This window comes from Pseudomonas sp. CFSAN084952, from assembly GCF_009648855.1.
In the GTDB taxonomy this organism is placed as follows: domain Bacteria; phylum Pseudomonadota; class Gammaproteobacteria; order Pseudomonadales; family Pseudomonadaceae; genus Aquipseudomonas; species Aquipseudomonas paracarnis.
On record NZ_CP045767.1, the window covers coordinates 2,291,209 to 2,312,979 of the forward strand.

Annotated in this window: 17 protein-coding genes; 14 read left to right on the top strand and 3 right to left on the bottom strand. The window is 59.1% G+C overall.

The window, feature by feature from the left end; all coding sequences use genetic code 11:
• The first annotated feature begins 268 nt into the window (after positions 1 to 268).
• The 4 genes from GH769_RS10400 (at position 269) to pgm (ending at position 7,322) form a co-directional block, all read left to right on the top strand.
• The gene (locus GH769_RS10400; protein ID WP_014718390.1) at positions 269 to 1,291 is read left to right on the top strand and encodes a zinc-dependent alcohol dehydrogenase family protein; all 1,023 of its coding nucleotides are present in this window, start codon (positions 269 to 271) and stop codon (positions 1,289 to 1,291) included.
• A gap of 705 nt (positions 1,292 to 1,996) precedes the next feature.
• Entirely contained in the window at positions 1,997 to 3,421 is a 1,425-nt protein-coding gene (locus tag GH769_RS10405; RefSeq protein ID WP_172832665.1) for a hypothetical protein, read from the top strand.
• A 36-nt stretch (positions 3,422 to 3,457) separates the two neighbouring features.
• Positions 3,458 to 4,861: a PLP-dependent aminotransferase family protein gene (locus GH769_RS10410; RefSeq protein WP_014718391.1), complete on the top strand. Its 1,404-nt coding sequence runs from the start codon at positions 3,458 to 3,460 to the stop codon at positions 4,859 to 4,861.
• Between the two features lie 817 nt (positions 4,862 to 5,678).
• On the top strand, positions 5,679 to 7,322 hold the full coding sequence (pgm, locus tag GH769_RS10415; RefSeq protein WP_014718392.1) for a phosphoglucomutase (alpha-D-glucose-1,6-bisphosphate-dependent): 1,644 nt from the start codon (positions 5,679 to 5,681) through the stop codon (positions 7,320 to 7,322).
• 72 nt (positions 7,323 to 7,394) lie between these two features.
• Here pgm and GH769_RS10420 read toward each other — a convergent pair whose 3' ends face one another.
• The gene (locus tag GH769_RS10420; protein WP_014718393.1) at positions 7,395 to 8,090 is read right to left on the bottom strand and encodes a pirin family protein; all 696 of its coding nucleotides are present in this window, start codon (positions 8,088 to 8,090) and stop codon (positions 7,395 to 7,397) included.
• Between the two features lie 217 nt (positions 8,091 to 8,307).
• On the opposite strand from GH769_RS10420, the gene GH769_RS10425 reads away from it, so the two are divergent.
• The gene (locus GH769_RS10425; RefSeq protein WP_032903413.1) at positions 8,308 to 10,770 is read left to right on the top strand and encodes a UvrD-helicase domain-containing protein; all 2,463 of its coding nucleotides are present in this window, start codon (positions 8,308 to 8,310) and stop codon (positions 10,768 to 10,770) included.
• A 264-nt stretch (positions 10,771 to 11,034) separates the two neighbouring features.
• On the opposite strand, the gene GH769_RS10430 is transcribed toward GH769_RS10425, so the two are convergent.
• Positions 11,035 to 11,307: a DUF1652 domain-containing protein gene (locus GH769_RS10430; protein ID WP_014718395.1), complete on the bottom strand. Its 273-nt coding sequence runs from the start codon at positions 11,305 to 11,307 to the stop codon at positions 11,035 to 11,037.
• Between the two features lie 257 nt (positions 11,308 to 11,564).
• On the opposite strand from GH769_RS10430, the gene GH769_RS10435 reads away from it, so the two are divergent.
• The 5 genes from GH769_RS10435 to GH769_RS10455 all read left to right on the top strand — a co-directional run bounded on the left by GH769_RS10435 (position 11,565) and on the right by GH769_RS10455 (position 15,992).
• Entirely contained in the window at positions 11,565 to 12,374 is an 810-nt protein-coding gene (locus GH769_RS10435; protein ID WP_014718396.1) for an AraC family transcriptional regulator, read from the top strand.
• Positions 12,375 to 12,423: 49 nt separating this feature from the next.
• Positions 12,424 to 13,830: an FAD-binding oxidoreductase gene (locus GH769_RS10440; protein ID WP_032903415.1), complete on the top strand. Its 1,407-nt coding sequence runs from the start codon at positions 12,424 to 12,426 to the stop codon at positions 13,828 to 13,830.
• A gap of 23 nt (positions 13,831 to 13,853) precedes the next feature.
• Positions 13,854 to 14,195 carry a cupin domain-containing protein gene (locus GH769_RS10445; RefSeq protein WP_032903416.1) on the top strand — a complete coding sequence of 114 codons (342 nt, stop codon included), beginning with the start codon at positions 13,854 to 13,856 and terminating at the stop codon, positions 14,193 to 14,195.
• Between the two features lie 60 nt (positions 14,196 to 14,255).
• Complete coding sequence (locus GH769_RS10450; protein WP_032903417.1) at positions 14,256 to 15,335, top strand: polyamine ABC transporter substrate-binding protein; 1,080 nt, start codon at positions 14,256 to 14,258, stop codon at positions 15,333 to 15,335.
• 189 nt (positions 15,336 to 15,524) lie between these two features.
• On the top strand, positions 15,525 to 15,992 hold the full coding sequence (locus GH769_RS10455; RefSeq protein ID WP_032903418.1) for a M10 family metallopeptidase C-terminal domain-containing protein: 468 nt from the start codon (positions 15,525 to 15,527) through the stop codon (positions 15,990 to 15,992).
• A gap of 2 nt (positions 15,993 to 15,994) precedes the next feature.
• Here the strand turns inward: GH769_RS10455 and GH769_RS10460 are convergent, their stop codons facing one another.
• Positions 15,995 to 16,780 (bottom strand): helix-turn-helix transcriptional regulator, encoded by a 786-nt coding sequence (locus tag GH769_RS10460; RefSeq protein ID WP_032903419.1) that lies wholly within the window; start codon positions 16,778 to 16,780, stop codon positions 15,995 to 15,997.
• 199 nt (positions 16,781 to 16,979) lie between these two features.
• Between GH769_RS10460 and GH769_RS10465 the strand changes: the two genes are divergently transcribed.
• The 4 genes from GH769_RS10465 (at position 16,980) to GH769_RS10480 (ending at position 21,677) form a co-directional block, all read left to right on the top strand.
• A complete protein-coding gene (locus GH769_RS10465) occupies positions 16,980 to 18,344 on the top strand; it encodes an APC family permease (RefSeq protein WP_014718402.1) in 1,365 nt (454 codons plus the stop codon).
• A gap of 9 nt (positions 18,345 to 18,353) precedes the next feature.
• Entirely contained in the window at positions 18,354 to 19,457 is a 1,104-nt protein-coding gene (locus GH769_RS10470; protein ID WP_032903421.1) for a P1 family peptidase, read from the top strand.
• Positions 19,458 to 19,826: 369 nt separating this feature from the next.
• Positions 19,827 to 21,260, top strand: coding sequence for a serralysin family metalloprotease (locus tag GH769_RS10475; RefSeq protein ID WP_014718404.1), 1,434 nt, complete (start codon positions 19,827 to 19,829; stop codon positions 21,258 to 21,260).
• A gap of 48 nt (positions 21,261 to 21,308) precedes the next feature.
• Entirely contained in the window at positions 21,309 to 21,677 is a 369-nt protein-coding gene (locus GH769_RS10480; RefSeq protein ID WP_014718405.1) for an AprI/Inh family metalloprotease inhibitor, read from the top strand.
• Positions 21,678 to 21,771: the final 94 nt, after the last annotated feature.

Sequence of the window (21,771 nt, forward strand, 5' to 3'; positions counted from 1 at the left end):
CTTGTGTCCTGGAAGAGTCAGCAAACTTGATGTGAGCGGTCATGTAGCAACCCCTGAGGTTCGATTCAGAGGGATGACCGGCATGAATCTTACGGGGAAAGGCTGGTACTCTGCACCGGCTAATTGATTTTTCCTACGATAGTTGAGGGGTGTTCCTCCTTCGCGGAATCAATGACAGGCATGTCGACTATTAATGGTGACCGGTGGTCTTACCCCCAAAGCCCAGATAAAGTTCATGGCATTAGAGGTTACTTTGACGAGGTTTGCGATGTCCCGCACGATCCGTTTTCACAAGTTTGGTCCGGCCGAGGTGCTCAAATGCGAAGAGCATGCGGCCGCGCAGCCCGCACCGGGCGAAGTGCAGGTGCGTGTCGACGCGATCGGCATCAGTTGGTACGACATCCTGTGGCGCCAGAACCTGGCGTCTTCCCATGCACGCCTGCCTTCTGGCCTGGGCCATGAGATGGCCGGGGTTGTGGTTGCCCTCGGCGACGGCGTGGATGACCTGGCGGTGGGCGATAAAGTGGCCAGTTTTCCGGCCGAGAGCCCCAATGATTACCCGGTGTATGGCGAGCAGATCGTCTTGCCCCGTTCGGCCCTGACCCGTTATCCGGATGTCTTGAGTCCGATTGAAGCGAGCGTGCACTACACGCCACTGCTGATTGCGTACTTTGCCTACATGGACCTGGCGCGGGTCAAACCCGGCCAGTTCGCTTTGGTGACCGATGCCAGCCACTGTGCCGGCCCTTCGTTTGTGCAGTTGGGCAAGGCCCTGGGTGTGCGGGTGATTGCCGCCACCAAAGACAGTGCTGAACGTGAATACCTGCTGTCCCTCGGGGCAGAAAAAGTCATCGTGACCGAAGAACAAGACCTGCTGATGCAGATCAACAAGTTCACCGACAACCGGGGCGTCGACGTAGTGTTCGATGGCCTGGGTGGCCCGCAGATGTCGCTGCTCGGGGACGTCCTGGCGCCGCGCGGCAGCCTGGTGCTGTATGGCCTGCAAGGTGGCAACCAGACGCCATTCCCGGCCTGTGCGGCGTTCCAGAAGAACATTCAGTTCTTTGTGCACTGTATCGGCAACTTCACCGGCAAGCCGGAGTTGGGCATTATCCAGGATCACGTGGCGTTGCAGCGCGCGTTGCGCGATATCAACCAGCTGACAGCCGACCGGGTGCTTGTCCCACTGAAGACTACGGTATTTCCATTCAGTCAGTTCGTCGAAGCGCACCGATACATGGACGAATGCCCTTGCCGCGAACGGGTGGCGTTGCAGGTTGAAGCTGTTTGAGCTGTAGGAGTATTCGCAAATGAATACTCCGGCGCCTGAGCTGATGAGGCAAATGCGCCATTTGACAGGGCTTAACCCGCACCGGGGTTGAGCCGCCGCAGGGGCGTTCTGCCCCGTAAACAATACTGTTATTGCCTTGCGCCGCCCTGAAATCCAGTGCGGCGCTTGTGTGTGGGCGTCATTTAAGTTGGGCAGGCAGCTCATCTGAGCTGCTTTTTGACGCTGTTCTGTATCTGTTAATCATTATTTGAGTGCCGATAATTGAGTCTTCATTGTTATCTCAAGGATTGAGCCATGATTGATTACACGGCAGTTGCGTCACGCACCTTCAGAACTAACGAGGCTCGGATTGTTTTTCCCGGCAAGTGCAAAACGAATACCCTTTTGCTTTACGCGCACCCAAGGTGCGCAGGTGATTAATATTTGTCGGACAATTCTCTAATTGCTTAGTTAAAACAGTGTAGGACGTTGTCGGAACATTCCTAAGGCTAATAGCTATTTCGCTAGAGCCCGCGCAGGCGCTGGATTCTCCGGCGGGGCGGCCATAGGCCCCCTCAATGCTCTCACCTGCGCTTTTGTTGCAAGGTGCTAATGTTGACTCAAACTTGTGCTGCGCACTGGATGACAAGCCTACAGATGTAATAAGTCGAGCAACGCTGTTTGGTAGTTGCTTGAAACTGATATTTCAACTCGGGTAGTAGAACGATGAGCACTATTCATGAACAAGCCATGAGCTATGTTTACCAGCAAGTTCTGCAACGTTTAATCGGGCACTTTACGCGTGCCGAACGAACGTCACTTCAATTGCTCGTTCAGCGCATCGTGGTGGCCGCAGGCGGCATGGAACAAGTGGGCAATTACAAAGTACTGATCGCCCACGGTGGCGGCGAAGTGAGCAGCTACACCCTCGCGTTGCTGCGTGCGGCGCAACTGACCATTGCCGGCCGCTCGCCCAAGACTTTTCAGATACGGGTGGCAACATTGCGGCATGCGGGTATGACTCAAGCAACGCTCGACTGCCTGAATCAGGGCTACGCAGCGCTGTTCTTCCATGACGACCCACGGGTAGAGCTGTTGATGGTGGAAAACCATGAGGTGCTGCCGTTCAACCATCAGCGCCCGGCGTCCAGTGCCGCTCGGGAAATCAGCCAGCGTAACAAACTGATGATTGGGCACCTGACGTCCGGCGATATCCGCGCCGCCCTGTGCGATGACACGCTCCTGGCCCTGGGCGATTTCTACCAGCGGGTCGCTACCTGGAACGGCGGCGTGCATGCCCTGGTCAGCGGTGATTCAGTGCGCAAGCAAAGCCAATACATCGCGTGGCTGAAAAAAAATGCGCTGGCGACCGGCCTTGCATTTGCGCCCGGCAAGCCATCGTCGCTCAATGGGTGGTTTGCACGCATGGAGGAATGGAGCGTGGGGTGCTACCGCGACCTCTATGGCGAGCACTATGCCGGCAACGAAAGTCCGGGCCGGGGCGGGCATCGTCATTTGGCCTATATCGGCATCGCTGATCTGCTCAAGGACGCCGATGTCGCCCATGCGCCACTGCTCACCGGGTTCCTCGCCTACAAACGGGACCCGTTCGAGTTCCATTTCAGCCATCCCGCCTATCCCAACCCATTGCTCATGGCGCATTTGCACGGCGTGCAGGCCCAGTGTCTGCGTGAGCTGTCCTACGAACATGGCGTCGCGGGGTTTGTTCGGCGTGCGGCAGACTTCCTGCACCGCAGGCAAGTACCGGTCGCGCTGATCAAAGAAGCGTCAGGGCCAGAGGGGCAGTTGCTGTCCACCGCCTACATTCAGGAGTTCTCCGGCCTGGACGACAGCCAGTTGACGTGCCTGTTGTTTGCGCCCTTCGTTCAACATGGCGAACGGTTGGAGAGCTTCTTGCGTCAATGCCATCCCGGCATGCTGGTGGCACTTCCTGAACTGCACAAGGCACTACAGGGCAAACCCGCTGCGGACATCCTGCACCAGTGGCTAGTGGATACCAGTGGGCTGCCGCTGCCGCTGTTGCAGCACCTGTATCGTAAGCGCCCGCTGCTGGGAGGGCGCGGCATGCGGGTATGCAAACAAACGCTGGCGCGGCCCAAGGTGCGCATCGCCCAAGTGTCGGGGCGTTAGCAGCGTGTATTCGCCAATCAAAGCCGGTGATCAACAATGAACCTTCGGGGGGAGCGGCAAGTAGATTTTGCCTATCAGGCGGTGTACCGCTACATGATCAATCTGATCAACGAAGTCAGCCGGGAAACGCCAGTGAAACTGCCTTCCCTGCGGCAGTTATCGACGCGCATGAATGTGTCGATCTCGACGATTCAGTACGCCTATTCGTTGCTGGAAAAGGAAGGACGAGTGTACTCGGTGGCCAAGTCCGGCTACTTCGCCTGGCCCGTGGCTGCAAACGCGCCCCTTATGGCAGGTACAGACTTGCTCGAGCGTTTGTACACGGCCGCCCGGCGCCCGGCGATGGTGGTGCTCAGTGGCGATGAACCGGCGCTGTTGGGGTCGCTGGATGGCGCGTTGCTGGCGCTGGAGCGTCAACTGGTACGCCGGTATCCCCATCACCTGCAACCTTCGCAACCCTGTGGTGTGTGGGAGTTGCGCGCCGCCTTGGCCGCACGCTATACCTCGTCGCCCACCCGTTGTTGGCAAGCGGATGAGGTGTATGTGGGCGCCGACCTTCAAGGTGTTCTGGACATCCTGATTGATGCCCTGGGCCTTAAAGGCACCGTGGTGGTGGTTGAATCTCCCTGCGATTACCTGGTGTTGCGCCTGCTACAGGCCGCAGGTGTGCGGGTCATTGAATGGCCTTGGCGCGCCGACGGCCGCCCGGATTTGGCCACTTTTGAGCACCTGCTGCGCCATGAGCCGGTGCACTTGGTGCTGCTCTCGTCCGTGGTCAGCATGCCCTCGGGGAACGCCATGACCGAGCCCGAGCGGCTGCACGTAGCGCGTCTGCTCGACCAGCACGGCTGCTGGTTGCTGGAGAACGATACCTTTGGTGACCTGAGCTTTGCGCCGCCCGGATCGGCCTTGCGCGGCCTGGTCAACCCAGAGCGGCTGATTGTGTTTTCTTCGTTCGAAAAGGTGTTGGGCCCGGAGGCGCCCTTTGGTTACCTGCTGGCGCAGCAGATGAGCAGTGAATTGCAGCGCCAATTCTTACTGCGTTCGTTTCGATTGTCCGCTATCCGACAACGCGCCATTGCCCGGCTGTACGAAAGCGGTCGGTTCGACCAGCACCTGCAGACGTTGCGCCAGCGCCTCCATGAGCAGGCGCACGCCATGAGTCACCGCTTGGATGCGCGTATGCAAGGGCGTGTGCACTACCGCATGCCCGTGGCCGGGGCGAGTTTCTGGTTGCAGTCCATGGCGCCGGTGGACATGCGCCTGGTATTCCAGCGCATGCTCGCCCAGCAGGTGGTGATTGCCCCCGGCGAGCTCTTCAGTCTCAGTGGTTTACATCACCAGCATATGCGCTTGAGCCATACCTTCAGCGGCCATCCCAACCTGGACATCGCCCTGGATACGCTGGCGCAGTCACTACGGCAGGCGCAGACTGAGTAGGAGCGAGCTTGCTCGCGAAAAACGTCAACGATAACGCGCGCTGCCTGAATAGACGCGGCGCCTGTGCGTTTTTCGCGAGCAAGCTCGCTCCTACAACTATCCAATGTGGGAGCTGGCTTGAACTGCGATAGGCATAGGTATCTACACAATTTTGTAGGTTGTAGCAGCCAACGGTAACCACGATGCGAAGCGAGCCGCTCTTGATCTTGATCTGCTTTTGATCTCAAGCGCCCCGTTAAACCACGCTGGCCGGAATTCGACAGGGATTTGGGGGGTAAACCGGCAGGGATGCCGGTTTAGCCGCCCCGCGCCATGGATGGCGCGTGGCGGCGGCCCCCCAAATCACTGGCGGATTACGGGCACACCGAGCCTAAGCGAGGTGCCGAGTGGTGGGGCAAGAGCGTTTTGCTTACTTTTGCGCTTTTCAAAAGTGAGCCGCCGTCAGGGCGGAACCCTAAGTAGCCTTAACCGCAGGAATGGATATGTACACGGTCCAACTGTGTTGACTGTCAGGCCGCCTTCGCAGGCAAGCCAGCTCCCACATTGAGATCTCGGCGCGTCAGTTAGATCAGCGCCGTCTGCAGGGCCGTCACGGGAGCAAGCTCCCTCGCCACAGGTCCAGCGTCGCACCAAAATTGTGTAGATACCGATGCAGCGATAGGGGGCTGACGGCCAATCAGGCTGTCAGGCCGAGTGCATATCCTCACCTCAATTATCCGAAATTTCTCTTCAGGCCGTCGGATCGATACCGTCGCGCAGTAGTCCAAGTCCCAGTAAACTGTCATTTTTTCCGAATCCTTCTTTTCGAGGTTTATGCATGACTATCAGTCCTTTTGCGGGCAAACCGGCGCCAGCCCAGTTGCTGGTGGATATCCCGCGACTGGTCACGGCCTACTACACCGGCCAGCCTGATGCAGCGATCTCCACTCAGCGTGTGGCTTTTGGTACTTCCGGGCACCGCGGTAGCTCGTTTGAACTGAGTTTCAACGAGTGGCATGTGCTGGCTATCAGCCAGGCCATCTGCCTGTACCGCGAAGCGCAGGGCATCACTGGCCCTTTGTTTGTCGGCCTGGATACCCATGCATTGTCGACGCCAGCCGGTGCCAGCGCCTTGGAAGTACTGGCGGCCAACGGCGTGCATGTGATGCTGGCCGAGGGCGACGAGTACACGCCGACGCCGGCGATTTCCCACGCCATCATCTGCTACAACCGCGGCCGTACCAGCGGCCTGGCGGACGGCATTGTGATTACACCGTCCCACAATCCGCCGCAAAGTGGCGGCTACAAGTACAACCCGCCTAACGGTGGCCCGGCTGATACTCATGTCACCAAGTGGATCGAAGCCAAGGCCAACGAACTGCTCGCCAACAAGCTGGCCGGGGTCAAGCGCATCACTCACGCCCAGGCGCTCAAGGCCGACACCACCCATCGCCATGACTACCTCAACAGCTATGTGGCCGACCTGATCAATGTGATCGACATGGACGCGATCCGCAGCGCCGACCTGCGCTTGGGCGTGGACCCACTGGGCGGAGCAGGGGTGCGCTACTGGTCGGCGATTGCCGAGCACTACCGCTTGAACCTGGAGGTGGTGAATACCGAGGTCGACGCAACCTTCCGCTTCATGAGCGTCGACTGGGACGGCCAGATTCGCATGGACCCGTCTTCCAGCTACGCCATGCAAAGTCTGATCGGGCTCAAGGAGCGTTTCGACGTTGCCTTCGCCTGCGACCCGGACCACGACCGCCACGGCATTGTCACGCCTTCCGGAGGTTTACTGGCGCCCAACAACTACCTGGCGGTGTCCATCGACTACCTGTTCCAGAACCGTCCGGACTGGCGCGCCGATGCAGCCGTAGGCAAGACCGTGGTGAGCAGCGGCCTGATCGACCGCGTCGCAGCGCGTATTGGTCGCCGCCTGTACGAAGTGCCAGTGGGCTTCAAATGGTTTGCCGATGGCTTGTTTGAAGGGTCGTTGGGGTTTGGCGGCGAAGAAAGCGCCGGTGCCTCGTTCCTGCGCAAGGACGGCAGCGTGTGGAGCACCGACAAGGACGGCCTTATCCCGGCCTTACTGGCCGCCGAAATGACCTCGCGCAAAGGCCAGGACCCCAGCCAGATCTACCGCGGCCTGACCGATGCCCTCGGTGAGCCGTTCGCTATCCGTGTGGATGCCAAAGCCACTCCAGCGCAAAAAGCCCTACTGGGCAAACTGTCGCCGGAGCAGGTCACGTCCACGCAATTGGCCGGGGAGACCATTCAGCAGATCCTCAGCCATGCGCCGGGCAACAACCAGGCGATTGGCGGCTTGAAAGTCATGACCGAAAACGGCTGGTTTGCCGCACGGCCCTCGGGCACTGAGGACATCTACAAGATCTACGCCGAGAGTTTCGTTGGCGAAGAGCACCTCAAGCAACTGGTGGAGGAGGCGCAGGTGTTGGTTGATGGTGCAATCAGCCAATAACTGACACTCATGCGGTAGAAGTGTGGGAGGGAGCAAGCCGCCTCCCACATTAGATAGCAACGAGAGTTGAGATCAGGCCAGGTCCACCAGCACGATTTCGCTGTCCTCAATCGCCGTTACCCGCAATACCTGTTCATCCTCAACCGCCACACCATCTCGCGCCTTTGCCTGCACGCCATTGACGTCAATCACGCCCGTGGCGGGCACCAGGTACGCCCGGCGGCCACTGTCCAGCCGGTACTCCGCACTTTCTCCAGCTTTCAGGTTAGCTGCCACCAAGCGTGCATCCGCACGAATTCGCAAGCTTTCACTGTCGCCAGCCTTGCCGCTGGCCAGGGTTACAAAGCCCTCGCGGTTGCCTTGTGGAAACGGTTTGGCGCCCCAGGACGGTGGCAAGCCGGCTTCATTGGGGATGATCCAGATCTGGAAGATTTTGGTCGGCGTGGCCTCCAGGTTGTACTCGCTGTGGGCAATGCCGGTGCCCGCGCTCATTACTTGCACGTCGCCGGCTTCGGTGCGGCCTTTGTTACCCAGGTTGTCGGCATGGCTGATGGCCCCTTCGCGCACATAGGTGATGATTTCCATGTCGCGGTGCGGGTGCTGGGGAAAGCCGCTGCCGGGGGCGATGATGTCGTCGTTCCATACCCGCAAGTTGCCCCAGTGCATGCGCTGGGGGTCGTGGTATTCGGCAAAGGAAAAGTGGTGATGAGCGTCAAGCCAGCCATGGTGGGCGCCGCCCAGTGTGTTGAAAGGTCGAAGTTCAAGCATGATCGTCTCCTGTTGATGAACCTATCATCCAGCAGCGCATGATCGAGAAAAAGCGTAAAAAATGCCTGTTTATGATTCATTTATTCGATGTTTAACCCCGGTGTTCACTTTCACTTCATCGCCTAACTGCATGACAACAAAGCATTTGGCTGGAACTGAGCGGCGTTTCCGGCGACCATGACGGCTTGGTCAAAACAAGCTCACCGCAGGAGTCCGCGTGTCGCAACAACAGCCTGATCTACCCCCCGAACTGCGCCCCTTGGCTGAAATGCCGTTGTTGAAGCGGCTTGCCGCGCGCCTGTTCGGCCATGGCCTCACCCGTTTGCGTGCGCAGCATCGATTTTCCTGGTTGCATGGCCAGGCCGACGGCTTTCGCAGTGGGCATGAGGCGGGCGTTGAGTACGGTTACCGTGAGGGTAGGGCTGATGGCATCGAGGAGGGCCGACAAGTCCTGCTGATTCGTGACTTTCGCCCCGATGAGCACCGTGCGCCAGGCATAGATGACAGCCTGTTCGACGATTGGCGATTGCCGCTCACCGCAGAGGTGAAGAAGCGCATGAAGGCCGATGTCGCGCGCCTGCTGCCAGCCCATGCGCAGCCAAGCGCGGCGCAATGGAAGATGATCTTCAGCGACACCCCCTCGACCTCAGTGATTGCGGGGGCCGGCGCTGGCAAGTCGACGTCCCTGGTGCTGCGCATCCTGCTGCTCAGCCATTACCTGGGCTTTGAACTGAGTTCGATGACTGTGGTGACGTTCACCCGCGAGTCGCGCAAGGACTTTATCAACAAACTCATGGAAATTCTCAACCTGTGGGGCCAACCCCTTGGCAGCAAGGAAGCCCAGGCGCTGGTGCGCACCTTTCATTCGCGCATCCTGCCGATGGTGCGCAGCCTGCCGGGTTTTGAGCGGCTGCAGGCCTTTGAGAACCTCAGCGGTGGTTTTGAAGACGCCGACAGCAACGCCTTCGACCTGCGTATCAGTGACGCCCAGCGCCAGCAGATGAACGCTTGTTATCACCGCTTGTATGGCCGCCATCAGCGTTTTCGCGAGTTGATTGCACCCTTGGCCCGCCATAGCCTTCAGCTCAAGGAGCTGGAGCGCGATCATCCTGACGTGCAAAAGCGTATGGCCGTGACTGAATTGGCCGCCAAGCGCGATGAAGAACTCTGTGATGTGATTGAGGACCTGTGGTTTCGCGCCGGTGCCTGGCCGATCAAAGGTATCGAACCCAGCCGTCAGACCTTTGAAATCAACGGCGCGCGATTTCATTGCCACGGCTACATCCCGGAGCTGGACGCCTGGGTGGTACTGGGGTTCGATGGGCGTGAAAACCCGCAGATCAGTCGGCCGAGTTCGAAACTCTCGGTGCGTGCAGAATGGGCAGTAAAGCGCACGTTGTTTCAAGCTTTCTGTAATAAGCCACTGATATGGCTGGATAATTACGAATCTTCAAAGCGCCTTTTGAGCAGTCTGGGCGGCGATGCCACGGCCGGGCCAGGCTTCGATTACAAGGTTAAAGGCGAACTCGCCTCGGCGCCCCTGTTGGACAGTTTTGTCATGGCAGCCGGGTTTATCGAGAACCTCGGCCTGGATGTCCCCACGGCGGTTGGCCAGATGAGTTTTGCCAAGGACGACCCGGATCGGCTGTTCTTCGAGGCCCTGAGCATTTTCTGGAAGGCGCTGGAAGATCACCTGCTGGAACAATCGCCGCCGATCATGACCTACAACCGGATGTTCTCGCTGTTTGGCGAAAACACCCCGGAGAACCTCAAGCTGCTGAGTGATCCCTTGTTGCGGCCGATGTCGCACTTGATGATCGATGAATTCCAGGACGTATCGCCGCAGATCGTGTCCTGGATCCGCGCCAGCCTGCGCGAAATCCGCAGCCGTGGGCCGGCCATGCACGTCGGGCGCGCAGCCCAACGCTCATCCTTGCTGTGCGTGGGGGATGACTGGCAATCCATCTATGGCTGGCGCGGCAGCTCGCCCAAGTACTTCATGGAGTTCAACAAGGAGTTTGTTTCGCCCAGCACCACCCGCGTGATGCTGGGCGAGAACTACCGCAGCCACCAGCACATCATCGACGCTGCCGAACATATCGTCCGTAGCGCGCCGGCCATCCCGGGCAAGAAGGCCAAGGCCAGTGGCGAGCCCAAGGTATTGGTGCCCGTCACGGTGTTGGAGCGTGACGACGCGGCACTGGGGCAGCGGTTGCTCGAGCACTATCAGCGGGGCGATTCGATCCTGATGCTTTATCGAAAAAGTAGCGATAAGTTATTGATTCAAGAGCATATTCAGTCTGTAGTTAATGTGGATTCTAGCTCGGCGCCTCAGGCGCGCAGGCTTAAACAGCTGACTTATCACAGTGCCAAGGGCTTGCAGGCGGATGCGGTGTTCTTGCTGGGCGATTGTCAGCATGTCACCAGCTCGCCGTACAAGAATCAGGTCTATCGCATGGCGGGCTTGGGTAAGGATGGCGACAGTGAGCCTTATGACAATGCCCAGAGAGACGAGGTGTTGCGCCTGGCCTATGTGGGGATCACCCGGGCGGTCAGCCATTGCTATTGGTATGTGGAGAAGCCGGAAGGCCAAGGCGTGAATGTGCCCAGGGCGTCTGAGCGGGTGGATGGCAGGAAGGTGTTTTTTGATGATCAGCGTGCGCCGAAGGGGGCTGGCTGACCTGCAATAAGAGCCCGACAGCCGACGCGTCTCTACCTGACAACACGGGATCGAACATGTGGGAGCTGGCTTGCCTGCGATGGCGGCCTGACAGCAGACGCCTATCTACCTGACACTCCACGATCCAACTGTGAGAGCGGGCTTGCTCGCGAAGGCGGCCTGACAGGCGACACAGTTGGAACGGGGCGCCTGAGATCAAAAGCAGATCAAGAGCGACTCGCTTCGCATCGTGGTTACCGTCAGAGTGGGGCGGTTAGCCCCGCCTCACGCCCGCAACGAAACCGGCGGCACGAAACTCTCCAATTCATCCTCCACGGCCTCGATGATGCGCTCCACATCAGCCGCGTTCATCACCGTAGCGCACGGAATCCCCGCGATAGCGATCAACGTCTCGCCGCTGGCCCGGTCGAACAGGCGGGCGATCATGCTGCCGGGGGCGTCCATGCTGCCCTCGAAGCCCATGGGGTGAAAATGCCAGCGCATCAGCTGGCAGGCGTTGGGAAATGTCACTTTGTTCATGTTGCCCACCTTGTTCATTGAGCGCTTCCTTTAGCTCGCGGCAGGGGCCAGGACCTTCGCTGGTCATGACATCTAGGGCTTAAAAATAGCATTCGTTCGCAACTGCAAGGTGACTTTTTTGCGCCCGTTCGGCGGTTCTTTCGCCTGGTTTTGATATAGGTCATGTCCTACAGAGGAATAGGCAAAAGGCCATTAGTCAGGCGCTCGATTTGACCATTGAAGGGGCGGGTAAACTTCGGCACTCTCAAACATTTTCTCCCGTCGTAGAGCCCAATATGCCCGACATCGCCCCAGACGATGAGTGCCAGAATTCCCACGCTACCGGCCAGTTGGTGCTGCGCCATCACCTGTGCTGGCGTCATCGCGATCTGGACGGGGTGATGGCTTACTACCATCCCGAGATCCAGTACCACGATTTTTTCCAGAACCGTGTGGTGGGCTATGCCGAGTTGCGCGAGTACTTGCAAGCCAGCATGCCCCGTGAGGCGGATGAGGCCATTGAACACACTGACCGCATCCGCGCCGATGGCGATACGGCGTTTATCCAGTACCGCATCACCTTGCGTGGCGGCCAGGGCCTGGTGTCGTTTCGTACCAGTGAGGCCATTACGGTGCGCGACGGGTTGATCTGGCGGGTGAATGAATATGCGTCCTTGGTGCACGAGCAACCCGCCCAGGCCTTGCGCCCTACGGTCAGCCGCCTGGGCCTGTCGCCCCAGCAGTTGGGTTATATGGCCAATGACCTGCAACAATATTTTGAGCGTCAGCAGCCGTATCTGGACCCGGAGCTGGATCTGCAGCGGGTCGCCAAGGCCTGTGGCTACAGTCGCAACCAGATGTCCTACCTGCTGAACCAAGTGCTGGGGCAGAGCTTCTATCGCTACGTCAACCAGGCGCGACTCCAGCATTTACTGGCCGCGCTGGATCACGCCACCGCGCCGGTCAAAGTTGATGAGTTGGCCTTTGCGGCCGGTTTCAATTCACTCTCGGCGTTTTACAGCGCTTTTCGCCAGCACACCGGGCAATCGCCCAAGGCGTACCTCAAACAAATTTCCCTGCGTGCACGCGCGCAAGACAGCCCCTGACACTGCACTCTAGGATCGGCCCTATCGAACCGAGGTAGGGGAAGCTGGCATGCCGGCATGGCGCAATATCAGTTTATGGATGGACCAGTTGGACGACCCGCTGTTAGCGCGTCCATCGCTGGAGCACGACCTGGACGTCAATGTGGCGATTATCGGCGCCGGCTACACCGGCCTGTGGACCGCCTATTACCTGAAGCGCCAGGCCCCCGAGCTGAAAATCGCGATCATCGAGGCACAGACCGCTGGGTTTGGCGCATCCGGTCGCAATGGTGGCTGGTTGATGGGCAACCTCTTGGGGGAAGACCGACTGCTGGCTGAGCTTGCCCCTCAGCACCGGCGCGCTTCGTTTGACCTGCTGCACGGTATCCCTGATGAAGTGGCCCAGGTGCTGGCCCGCGAAGGCATTGACTGCGACTACCGCAAAGGCGGCGCCTTGTATTGCGCCGCACGCTACCCCGAGCAGGAAGTCAGCCTGCGCCGCTATCTGGACAAGCTGTACGCCCAGGGCCTCACCGAAGACGACTACCGCTGGCTCAGCCCGCAGCAATTGGCCGAGCAGGTCCGCATTGCCAAGCCTTATGGCGGCATCTATGCCCCCCACGTCGCGACGATCAACCCGGCAAAGCTGGTGCGTGGCCTGGCGCGGGCGGTTGAGAACCTGGGCGTGACCATTTACGAAAACAGCCCCGTGACCCATTGGCAGTCCGGCGGCCTGCGCACCGCCAAGGCCAGCGTGCGCGCCGCCTGGGTGGTGCCTGCTGTCGAGGGTTACGCCACTACCTTGCCCCCATTGGGCCGCTACCAGTTACCGGTGCAGAGCTTGATCGTCGCCACCGAACCGCTGCCGGCCAGCACCTGGGCAGACATCGGGCTCAGTCAGGGTCAGGCCTTTGGCGAGAGCAGCCGACAGGTCACCTACGGCCAGCGTACGGCCGACAATCGTCTGGTCTTCGGCGCCCGTGGTGGCTATCAATTTGCCGGCAAGTTGCGGCACAACTTCGACCTGACCGACAGCGAAGTGGAGTTGCGTCGCTACCTGTTTGGCGAACTCTTCCCACAGCTGAAAAAGGCCAGGATTACCCATTCCTGGGGCGGCAACCTCGGCATGTCGCGCCGTTTTCGTCCGCACATGCTCTGTGACCACGCCACGGGCATCGCACTGTCCGGCGGTTATGGCGGGGAGGGCGTGGGCGCCACCCACCTCGGCGGCCGCACCCTGGCCGATTTGATCCTCGGCCGCGACACCTTGCTGACCCAACAACCCTGGGTGATTCGCGAAGGCGGCCTCAAAGCACTCAAGGCCTGGGAGCCGGAGCCGTGCCGCTGGCTGGGTTACAACGCGATCATCCGTAGTTTTGTTCATGAAGACCAGGTCTTGGCCAACCCCAACACTGCGCCCTGGCGCCGCAAGCTGGCGACCGGCATTGCCGGTTTCATGGAAGGTTTCATGCACTGACTCGTCACCCACAGGGAAAAACCATGAGCATTACCCAATTCAAAGACACGCTGAACACCCCTCTGCCAGATTCATCACCGGTGGCGGTGCCCCTGGGCGCGCCCATCGCCGTGGCCTCCACCTTGAGCGTGGAGCGCAACGATGGCGTCGAGACCGGCATCTGGGCCTGCACCCCGGGGCGCTGGCGTCGGCAGATCACGTCCCAGGAGTTTTGCCATTTCATCCAAGGGCGCTGCACCTTCACGCCCGACAACGGGGAAACCCTGCACATACAAGCCGGTGACGCACTGATGTTGCCAGCCAATAGCACCGGTATCTGGGATATCCAGGAAACCGTGCGCAAGACCTATGTCCTGATTCTGTAACGCTTTGATCCTTGATCGCCTGCCATAAAAACAGCCCTAAAACCGCCAGGAAATCGAACCATGAAAGCCATTGCCCTGTTGCCCTTGATGTTGGTGGCCTCTATCAGCCAGGCCGCCGAGACCGTGAAGATCTATAACTGGTCGGACTACATCGCGCCGGACACCACCAGGAATTTCCAGAAAGACACTGGCATCGGTTTCACCTATGACGTGTACGACAGCAACGAAACCCTCGACGGCAAGCTGATGACCGGTAAATCGGGCTATGACGTGGTGTTCCCCTCCAACCATTTCATGGCGCGACAGATCCAGGGCGGCGCCCTGAAAAAACTCGACAGGAGCCAGTTGCCCAACTGGAAAAATCTCAACCCCGTGCTGCTCAAGGCCCTGGAAGACAACGACCCCGGCAATGCCCACGGCTTTCCGTATCTGTGGGGCAGCACCGGTATCGGCTACAACATCGACAAGGTCAAGGCGGTACTCGGCGACAACGCCCCGGTGGATTCCTGGGACTTGATCTTCAAACCGGAAAACATGGCCAAGCTGCAAAAATGCGGCGTCGCCATCCTCGACAACGGCCCCGAACTGCTGCCAGCCGCGCTGAATTACCTGGGCTTGCCGCACCACAGCAAAAAAGCCGAAGACTACAAGAAGGCCGAGGCCTTGCTGATGAAAGTGCGACCTTACGTGGCGTATTTCCATTCCTCGAAATACACCGCCGATCTGGCCAATGGTGACATCTGTGTCGCCGTCGGTTTCTCCGGCGACATCCTGCAGGCCGAAAGCCGCGCCAAAGAAGCCAAAAACGGCGTGAATATCGGCTACAACGTTCCCAAGGAAGGCGCGGCAATCTGGTTCGACATGGTCGCCATGCCCGTCGACGCACCGAATGAGAAAGCCGGCTATGCGTTCATGAACTACCTGCTGCGCCCGGACGTGATGGCGAGTATCACCAACTACGTGCATTACGCTAACGGCGACGCGGCGGCCGACAGCCTGGTAGACCCGGCGATCAAGGCCGATACCAAGGTGTATCCAAGTGCGGAAATGATGGGCAAGTTATTTGCACTGCAAGCCATGCCGTTGAACATCGACCGGGTGCGTACTCGGGTTTGGAATACCATTCGTACGGGGCGTTAAATAACAGGAAAACAGCGCCACCAGGAAGGCCGATAAGTCATCGGTACTGGGTGGGATAAATAATCACGTCATAGTTAAGACATGTGATGTCAATTATTTGGAGTGGAAAGTGTTATTGCCTGCGTGAGAGATTTCAATCCGCAACGCGTAACACTTTCACATACACTCATGATCTGACAGGTGACTTATATGTCTTCCATACAAAGCCTTCCCACTGGCGGCACGTGGACCCACCCGGAAAACAGCCCGCCCACCTTGCGCGGCACAGACCAGCGTGAGCGCCTCGAAGCCAGGCGTGGCGAGCCCTCGGTCCTCATCGGCGGTGGCGGTGGCGACCAGCTGGTGGGGCGCCAGGGTGAAAACACATTCAAATATGAAAAAAGTACCGACTCCCTTAGCGTTGACCCTGACACCCTGTTGAATTTCAACCCCAAGGAGGATGAAATCGATGTGGCCGGGGTATTAAAAGACCACAACATCTCAGCTATTAATATTCAGCCAGGCCCGCCCGTGGAAGTGGGGGATGTGCAACTGACTCATGAGTTTGGCGTGAGCACTTTGACTATCAAGGTCAACCCTGAAGGGCCGAACTTTTCTATACGCGTTGATGGCGTAAATCTTTTGCCGCAGCATATTAATTTCTTTCATTCGGACTAAGCCTATGGATTCTCCAAGTCATGCCCCAACGACTGAATGAATAACGAAAACAACTCGGGTTGCGACGAAATGTCCAGCTTGGCGTACAAATGCCTGCGGTGCACCTTGACGGTGTCCGGCGAGATCTTCAGGCGTTCGGCCATGGCCTTGGAGGAGAACCCCCGCAACACCAGCCGGGCGATTTCCAGTTCGCGGTCCGACAGTACACCGCTGCCGAAATGACTCAGGGCATCGCGAATCTGGCTGTCCATGGCCGGTGCCCGCTCGGTGCTTTGCTGCCAATGCTGCTGCATGAGCGGCAACACCCAGGCCGACAGCGTGTTCAACAACCCGGTTTCTTCAAAGCTGAAGCGCCGTTGCATGCCCAGTGACAGCGACAGGGTGCCGGCGCCAGGCAATTGCAGGATCAATTGCACTTCGTCTTCCAGCACATTGTCATGGAAATAATTGAGGAAGTACTCACTCTGGCGAAAATGGTCCGGCGCCACTTCCTCCAGGCGGTATACGCCGCTGGCGTAGTTTTCGCGGCAGGCCTGGTAAAACGGGTCGAGCAGGTACAAGCCGTTGAGGTACACCAGCATCGACGCCGGCTTGCTGCTGGGCTGGGCGTCGTACTCTTCCAGGGCCTGGGGCGGGCCATCCAGCGGATAGAAAATCGCCAGGGCATTATCGAAGGGCAGGCATTGGTGCAATAACAGCACCAATTGCTTCCAGAACCGCTCCGTGCCGATCTGAGACAGGGTGCGGCCCAACCCCGCGTGCATACCGATTTCCCGGAACAGGTTCATCTCAACATCCCCACCCTCAAATGATCAGCCAAGGGTTAGGCTTCTGGGGGGCACCGTCAAGGGGAGTACGCCAATAGGGGAATTGGCCGACAGCCCCGCCAGCCGATAACGTCGTCACTGTCCAACGGGAAGCATATCCCGAGGAAAAATCATGTTTCGTTTCTGCCTCACACCAAAAACAACGACAGAGGATAACGATATGAGTGCTTCCCCCGCGCCCGATGGCGTGCTCAAGCCCACCCTGAGCGTCTTCGATGTAGTGGCCATTACCGTTTCAGCGGTAACGCCGGCCAGTTCCGTCTTCGTGATCGCCCCGTTTGCCATCCAGCAGGCGGGCAGTGGCGTGTTCCTGGCATTCGTGATGGCGGCGTTGCTCGCGTTGATGTTTGCCTTCTGTTACGCCGAGCTCGGCCGCGCCCATAACAGCGCCGGTGGCGAGTACGTGTATGCCAAGCGTGTGTTTGGTGGCATGGCCGGTTATGCCACCTTCCTGACAGTGCTGGTGATGTTGTTGTTTATCCCGCCGGTATTGGCGACCGGTGCGGCGACTTATCTGAATAACGCTCTGGGCACGACATTCGACGCGCAAACTGTCGCTCTGGTGATCGTGGTATGCAGCTACGCCCTGGGCATCCTCAATATCAAGCTCAACGCCTGGATCACCGGCACCTGCCTGCTGTTGGAAGTGGCGGCGTTACTGGTGATTGTGGTGATCGGCTTCGGTAATCCGGTGCAGCCGGCCAGTGTGTTGCTGCAGCCGCAGATCGTCGAAAACGGCGTGTTGCACCTGGCGCCCTGGGCGCTGGTGATCGGCGCCGTCGGCATCGGCCTGTTCTCGTTCAACGGCTACGGCCCGGCGGTGTTGCTGGCCGAAGACATGAAGTGCGGCGGCAAGGGCGTGCACAAGGCGGTGCTCTGGTCGTTGGGGTTGGTGGTGGTGATTGAGTTGGTGCCGATCACCGCGCTGTTGATCGGCGCGCCGTCCCTGAGCGAGATGATCAGCAGCCCCGACCCGATCGGCTACCTGTTGACCAGCCATGGCAATGAAACCCTGTCGCGGTTGGTGAGCGCCGGGATCTTCCTGTCGGTGTTCAACGCCATCGTTGCCATCGTGATCCAGATTGGCCGGGTGGTGTTCAGCAGCGGCCGCGATGCGTTGTGGACGCCTGGCATCAACAAGCTGTTCACGCGTATTCACCCGCGCTGGGACTCACCGTGGCTGGCGACGCTGTTTCTGGCGATCCCTTCGGCGCTGTTGAGCTTCAGCTCCAACCTGGCCGACCTGACCTCGTTCAGCGTTCTGCTGATCATGCTGGTGTACCTGGTGGTGGCGCTGAGCGCGCTGATGAGCCGGGTGCTGCTGCGTGATCGCGAGCATCCCTATCGCATGCCGTTATGGCCGCTGCCGGCATTGCTGGCGGTGCTCGGTGCCGGTTACCTGCTGGTCACCTTGATTCTTGAGGCCTCGGTACGCGACATCATGATCATCATCGGCTTGCTGGCCCTGTCGGTGATTTTGTATTGCATCAGTGGCCGGTTGAGTCCGGCGTTTCAGAAATTGTAAGGAGTGGGTATGCGTGCACGTCAATTGGGCATCACGTTGGGGCTGGGCATGCCCGGCGAATTGAATGCCATCACCGATGTTCCCGGGGTTCGCGTCGGTCATGCCACGCTCAAGGCACAGGTCGACGGCAAGCAGGTGCGCACCGGCGTTACGCTGATCCAGCCGCGTGCCGGGGAAGCGCGACATCAACCGTGTTTTGCCGGCTATCACGTGCTCAACGGCAATGGCGACGCCACGGGGCTTGAATGGATCAGCGAGGCGGGGCTGCTGACCACGCCGATGGCCATTACCAACACCCACAGTATCGGGGTGGTGCGCGACAGCCTGATCGCCCTGGAGCGCGAGCGTCTGGCGGACCCGGCGGTGTACTGGTGCATGCCGGTGGTCATGGAAACTTATGACGGCCTGCTCAACGACATCTGGGGCCAGCATGTTCGCCCTGAGCATGTGCGCCAGGCCCTGGACCAGGCTGAAAGCGGCCCGGTGCAGGAAGGCGCGGTAGGCGGTGGCACCGGCATGATTTGCCACGAGTTCAAGGGCGGCATCGGCACTGCGTCACGGCGCTTGCCAACGGAGCAGGGCGGCTGGACCGTGGGCGTACTGGTGCAGGCCAACCATGGCAAGCGCCAGGAGCTGCGGGTCGATGGTTACCCGGTGGGCCGTCATTTGACGGACATTGCTTCGCCCTTTGCCGAGCGTGGCACTCCCGGCATGGGCTCCATCGTGGTGATCATCGCCACGGACGCCCCCTTGCTGCCGCACCAATGCCAGCGCCTGGCACAGCGCGCGTCCATTGGCATTGCGCGCACCGGTGGCGGCACCGAGGATTCCAGCGGCGACCTGTTCCTGGCGTTTGCCACCGGTAACCGTGATTTGCCGCCGGCCGACTATGGGCGCAAGGACCTGCCGCTCAGCACCGGCTTGCAGATGGTCAACAACGACCATATTTCGCCGCTGTTCAGCGCGGCGGCAGAGGCGGTGGAGGAGGCGATCATCAATGCCATTCTGGCAGGTGAAGACATGACCACCCAAGACGGCGTCACGGTGCCGGGCCTGGCTGGCGAAACCCTCTTGGCAGCCATGCAACAGTGTGGCTGGAGTATGTCCCGGTAATGGGGGACAGCGCACTTTAATAGTGCGAATAGTGGCTCTTTAATGTTGCTAATGACACCGTGACAATATATTGGATCCATTAATCAAGTGGGCCGCTCACTTAGAGTGGCTTTACTTGTATTTAATATTTAAATAGTGATGTGCGCCGATTCGGCCACACAAACGCAACGGCCCCCAATAAACACTGCGTGCGACTTCTTCAACTTGAACCTGCGTCACAAGTGTGCGATGGAAATAGATGTAGACGAAAGATTTCAAGTTGTGTCAGTTTTCTTACGCCTTCAAAAGAGGTGAGTGATAGGACTATCCTCGCCCGCGAGGTTCCTATCGAACAAAGACTGATGCACTTGCAAACAAGGAAGTACGTTTATGTCAAAAGTAAAAGACAAAGCTATTGTATCTGCCGCGCAAGCCAGCACTGCTTACTCGCAAATCGATAGCTTCAGCCATTTGTATGACCGTGGCGGCAACCTCACGGTCAATGGCAAACCGTCCTACACCGTAGACCAGGCAGCGACCCAGCTGCTGCGGGATGGTGCTGCGTACCGGGACTTTGATGGCAACGGCAAGATCGATCTGACCTACACCTTCCTCACCTCGGCTACCCAGAGCACCATGAACAAACATGGCATCTCGGGGTTCAGCCAATTCAACACCCAGCAGAAAGCACAGGCCGCACTGGCCATGCAATCCTGGGCGGATGTCGCCAACGTGACCTTTACTGAAAAGGCTTCCGGCGGTGACGGCCACATGACCTTCGGCAACTACAGCAGCGGCCAGGACGGCGCCGCGGCTTTCGCTTACCTGCCCGGCACCGGTGCGGGCTACGATGGCACCTCGTGGTACCTGACCAACAACAGCTACACGCCGAACAAGACCCCGGACCTGAACAACTATGGCCGGCAGACCCTGACCCACGAAATCGGCCACACCCTGGGCCTGGCTCACCCTGGCGACTACAACGCCGGGAACGGCAACCCGACCTATAACGACGCCACCTATGGACAGGACACGCGTGGCTATAGCCTCATGAGTTACTGGAGCGAGAGCAACACCAACCAGAACTTCAGCAAAGGCGGTGTCGAGGCTTACGCTTCCGGCCCGCTGATCGACGACATCGCCGCGATCCAGAAGCTCTACGGTGCCAACCTCAGCACCCGCGCCACGGACACCACCTACGGGTTCAACTCCAACACCGGGCGTGATTTCCTCAGCGCCAGTTCCAATGCCGACAAGCTGGTGTTCTCGGTATGGGACGGTGGCGGCAACGACACCCTGGACTTCTCCGGTTTTACCCAGAACCAGAAGATCAACCTCACTGCCACCTCGTTCTCTGATGTGGGCGGCCTGGTGGGCAATGTATCCATCGCCAAGGGCGTCACCATCGAGAACGCGTTCGGCGGTTCGGGCAACGACCTGATCATTGGTAACCAAGTCGCCAACACCATCAAGGGCGGGGCCGGCAACGACCTCATCTACGGCGGCGGCGGTGCGGACCAGCTGTGGGGCGGCACTGGCAGCGACACTTTCGTGTACGGTGCCAGTTCCGACTCCAGGCCAGGGGCTGCGGACAAGATCTTCGACTTCACCTCCGGTTCGGACAAGATCGACCTGTCCGGTATCACTAAGGGTGCGGGCGTGACCTTCGTCAACGCCTTTACCGGGCATGCCGGCGATGCTGTACTGACCTATGCCTCAGGTACCAACCTGGGCACCTTGGCGGTGGACTTCTCCGGGCACGGCGTGGCGGATTTCCTCGTCACCACCGTTGGCCAGGCGGCTGCCAGTGACATCGTAGCCTGATGTAAAGCGCGCGGTGCTTCGGCGCCGCGCTCCAGGCCGGAGTTGGATATGCCACGTTTTTCCCATTTGATCGCCTGTGTTGTGCAGGTGTTGTTCGTGTCGGCAGGAGCCCACGCAATGGCTAGCAGTCTTGTATTACCCACCTCCGCGCAGCTTGCCGGGCAGTGGGAGCTGAAGCAGCAGGATCAGGTGTGCGCGCTCAAGTTAGTGGAGCAAGCCAACGCGCTGGAGGGCGATATCGCCTGTGCCGAGCAATGGCTGGGCGACAAGCCGCTGACGTGGTCGCCCACCCCGGATGGTATTTGGCTGTTTAACGCTGAAGGCTCAGGGATCACCCATTTGAATCGCCAGAAAGAGGGCGACTATCAAGCCCGCACTAAAGCGGGCGAAGTTGTAAGGCTGCAACGAAAACTTTAATTAAAAGTTATAAGCATATAACTCGATTTGTTAGGCGGCCGTACCCTACTTGGTAGGGGTGACCCTTTTGCGTAATTCGCTGCAAGGAAAAACA

What these genes read in the sequence shown, in the direction of transcription:
- GH769_RS10435 (WP_014718396.1), top strand. Translation starts at nt 11,565, where the DNA reads ATGCCCGACATCGCCCCAGACGATGAGTGCCAGAATTCCCACGCTACC.
- GH769_RS10470 (WP_032903421.1), top strand. Translation starts at nt 18,354, where the DNA reads ATGCGTGCACGTCAATTGGGCATCACGTTGGGGCTGGGCATGCCCGGC.
- GH769_RS10410 (WP_014718391.1), top strand. Translation starts at nt 3,458, where the DNA reads ATGAACCTTCGGGGGGAGCGGCAAGTAGATTTTGCCTATCAGGCGGTG.
- GH769_RS10455 (WP_032903418.1), top strand. Translation starts at nt 15,525, where the DNA reads ATGTCTTCCATACAAAGCCTTCCCACTGGCGGCACGTGGACCCACCCG.
- GH769_RS10400 (WP_014718390.1), top strand. Translation starts at nt 269, where the DNA reads ATGTCCCGCACGATCCGTTTTCACAAGTTTGGTCCGGCCGAGGTGCTC.
- GH769_RS10460 (WP_032903419.1), bottom strand. Translation starts at nt 16,780, where the DNA reads ATGAACCTGTTCCGGGAAATCGGTATGCACGCGGGGTTGGGCCGCACC.
- GH769_RS10405 (WP_172832665.1), top strand. Translation starts at nt 1,997, where the DNA reads ATGAGCACTATTCATGAACAAGCCATGAGCTATGTTTACCAGCAAGTT.
- pgm (WP_014718392.1), top strand. Translation starts at nt 5,679, where the DNA reads ATGACTATCAGTCCTTTTGCGGGCAAACCGGCGCCAGCCCAGTTGCTG.
- GH769_RS10445 (WP_032903416.1), top strand. Translation starts at nt 13,854, where the DNA reads ATGAGCATTACCCAATTCAAAGACACGCTGAACACCCCTCTGCCAGAT.
- GH769_RS10480 (WP_014718405.1), top strand. Translation starts at nt 21,309, where the DNA reads ATGCCACGTTTTTCCCATTTGATCGCCTGTGTTGTGCAGGTGTTGTTC.
- GH769_RS10430 (WP_014718395.1), bottom strand. Translation starts at nt 11,307, where the DNA reads ATGAACAAGGTGGGCAACATGAACAAAGTGACATTTCCCAACGCCTGC.
- GH769_RS10440 (WP_032903415.1), top strand. Translation starts at nt 12,424, where the DNA reads ATGCCGGCATGGCGCAATATCAGTTTATGGATGGACCAGTTGGACGAC.
- GH769_RS10465 (WP_014718402.1), top strand. Translation starts at nt 16,980, where the DNA reads ATGAGTGCTTCCCCCGCGCCCGATGGCGTGCTCAAGCCCACCCTGAGC.
- GH769_RS10450 (WP_032903417.1), top strand. Translation starts at nt 14,256, where the DNA reads ATGAAAGCCATTGCCCTGTTGCCCTTGATGTTGGTGGCCTCTATCAGC.
- GH769_RS10475 (WP_014718404.1), top strand. Translation starts at nt 19,827, where the DNA reads ATGTCAAAAGTAAAAGACAAAGCTATTGTATCTGCCGCGCAAGCCAGC.
- GH769_RS10420 (WP_014718393.1), bottom strand. Translation starts at nt 8,090, where the DNA reads ATGCTTGAACTTCGACCTTTCAACACACTGGGCGGCGCCCACCATGGC.